Below are 2,688 nucleotides of genomic sequence, written 5' to 3' on the forward strand. Positions count from 1 at the left end.
TGCTCACGGGCCAGACGCAGCAAGGCGGCGTGGACGGCCGCATCGATCTGGATGTTGACCACGCCTCCACGATGACTGGAGACCACGGGCCGGGGGCGATCCGTGGGCAGGTGGATCTGGCCAGGGAGATCGGCCAGGGTCTGGCGCCAGAAAGCGCTTTGCACGGCAAGGGCGCTTTGCGAATCGGCTTCGTCGCCCAGCCATTCGCGTTGCCACAAGGCATAGTCGGCGTACTGCACCGGCAGTGGCGTCCATGCCGGTGGCTGGCCGGCGCAGCGCGAGGCATACGCGAAAGTCAGGTCACGCGCCAAGGGCACCAGCGACCAGCCGTCACCGGCAATGTGATGCAACAACAGCAGCAGTAAGTGCTCGTCCTGGCCGTCTTGCAGAAGCGTTGCGCGCAGGGGCAGCTCACTGGCCAGATCAAACGCATGCGCTTGTCGCTCCGCCACGACGGCCGCCCACGTCACCGGCGCCGCGTGAAGATGTTCAAAGGCAAGCGTCGATTCAGTGGCAGGAACGATTCGCTGCCGGGGAACACCCTCGTGTTCGGTGAACATCGTACGCAGCGGCTCGTGCCTGATCATCAGGTCGGTGATTGCCGCCTGCAACGCCGCTGTATTGAGACGCCCCTTCATGTGCAAGGGCAACGCAATGTTGTAAGTGCTACCGGGTCCTTCCAGTTGGTGGATGAACCATAGCCGTCGCTGCGCGTGAGACAGCGGTGGATGGTCCTGACTTGGGTACGTCCTGAGCGGTACACGCGCGGTGGACGCGTGCGAAAGAAGGCCGGCCAGACCTGCGACGGTAGGATTGCCGAACAACTGTTCCAGAGATAGCTCTACCCCCAGCACCGAACGTACACGGCTGACCAGGCGCGTCGCCAGCAAGGAATGACCACCCCACTCGAAAAAGCTGTCGTCGACGCCGATACGCGATAATCCCAGCACCTCGGCGAAGAGACCGGCCAGAATCGACTCCTCGGTGGTTCGAGGAGCGCGGCCGTCGGGCGAATCGGCAGACATGTCGGGAGCCGGCAACGCGTTACGATCGATCTTGCCATTCGGTGTCAACGGCATGGCATCGATGGATACAAACATCGAAGGCAGCATGTAGTCAGGCAGGTGGGCAGCCAGGGCATGGCGCCATTGGCTTGCCAAGACCTGTGTTTGCGTACCGGTTACAGGATTGTTGGCAAAGGTTGCCAACGGGGTACGCATGGCCAGTTCCTTGACCTGCATGCCCACGGGATGGCGTTGACCGATGGCGGCGCGTTGCACCAGAACCAGGTCGAAAGAACCATCGACCAGGCCGTGTGGCCACACGGCAGCGGCCCAGTAACCGGACGCATTGGCCAGGTCGATCAATGCCTGCGGTTCCACCCCGTGCCCGCCACTGGAGACCGTCGCCCTGGCCGACGCCAGGTCACCGTCTTCGAGTGCCTGCAATGCAAGCAATTCTCCACAAAGTCGTGCGTTGGGAATATGTGTCACCCGCAAGCGGGTCGGCTGCTCGTTGGAAAGGTGATGCGTGAGCGAGGTGTCATCGAGTAGTTCATTGCCCCAACGCAGGGCAGGAGCGCCCTGCAAGGGTAGCAACGCGCTTCCGTGCTTGTGCAGGACTACTTCATACCGATGCCGGGTCAGTTCGTTGTGCGACCAACCGTGCTTGAGCCGGATATCGACACCGGCAATATCTGCGACTTCGTCCTGTAACGCCGAGAAGAAACGTGGGTCGATCAACAACTCTTTTTCGGTGGCGACAGATTGCCTGGCTCGTCGACGCACCGTCTCGACGGTGTCGTTGTCCGTCGAGCGCATCAATGCCACTGAAGCGGCGAAATGATCGAGATACCTGAGGTTTCGCACGTCTCCTATGACCATGCGGCCGCCTGGCGCAAGCAAGGCCATGGCTTGTCGAACGACGTCGACAAGATAGGCCGGGCTTGGGAAATACTGCACGACTGAATTGATCAGTATCGTGTCGAAATATTGATCCGGCAGCGTTGAAAGCTCGTGAGCTGCCAAGGTCTTCAAATGCACGCGATCCACGAGATGCGGGTGCCTTTCCAGCTCGTGGCCCAGTGCATCGATCGCTGGCGATGAGAAGTCGGTACCCCAATACGCTTCGCAGTGAGATGCGAGCTTCCAGAGCATCAGTCCCGAGCCGACGCCGATTTCCAGCAGTCGCCGTGGCTGAAGTTCAAGCACGCCAGACACGGTAGCCGCTTGCCATTCCTTCAATTGCGACAGTGGAATCAGCGATCCGTCATAACTGCTGCTGAGCGCGCGAAAATCCTCGTCGTACGGAGCATGGATTGCCTCGGCGTACAGATGGTCGTAGACGGCCTGCCATTCTTCGACCTGCTCCTTGCTTCGTGTTGATGTTTCATCCGTAGTCATGCCGGATGCCACCACCACATAAGCCACCAGTTGCTTGTGCCCGGCGGCGGCATCGCGTGCCACCACCACGGCCTGTGCTACGCCGGGCTGCGCGGCCAGTACCGCCTCGATCTCGCCCAGCTCGATGCGGAAACCGCGAATCTTCACCTGATGATCGACACGACCCAGGAATCGCAGTCGCCCATCGGCCTCCCGGCGCACCAGATCTCCCGTGCGGTACATCCGTGCGCCGGACGTCCACGGATTGGCGACGAACCGTTCCGCCGTAAGCCCCGGACGATGCAGG

Annotated in this window: 1 protein-coding gene; it reads right to left on the reverse strand. The window is 61.2% G+C overall.

The genetic code is table 11. From position 1 onward, the window contains the following. The coding region (locus tag VF436_RS02330) for a condensation domain-containing protein (protein ID WP_330902364.1) at positions 1 to 2,688 on the reverse strand (2,688 nt) is incomplete at both ends.

The organism is Dyella sp., assembly GCF_036384435.1.
Lineage (GTDB): Bacteria > Pseudomonadota > Gammaproteobacteria > Xanthomonadales > Rhodanobacteraceae > GSA-30.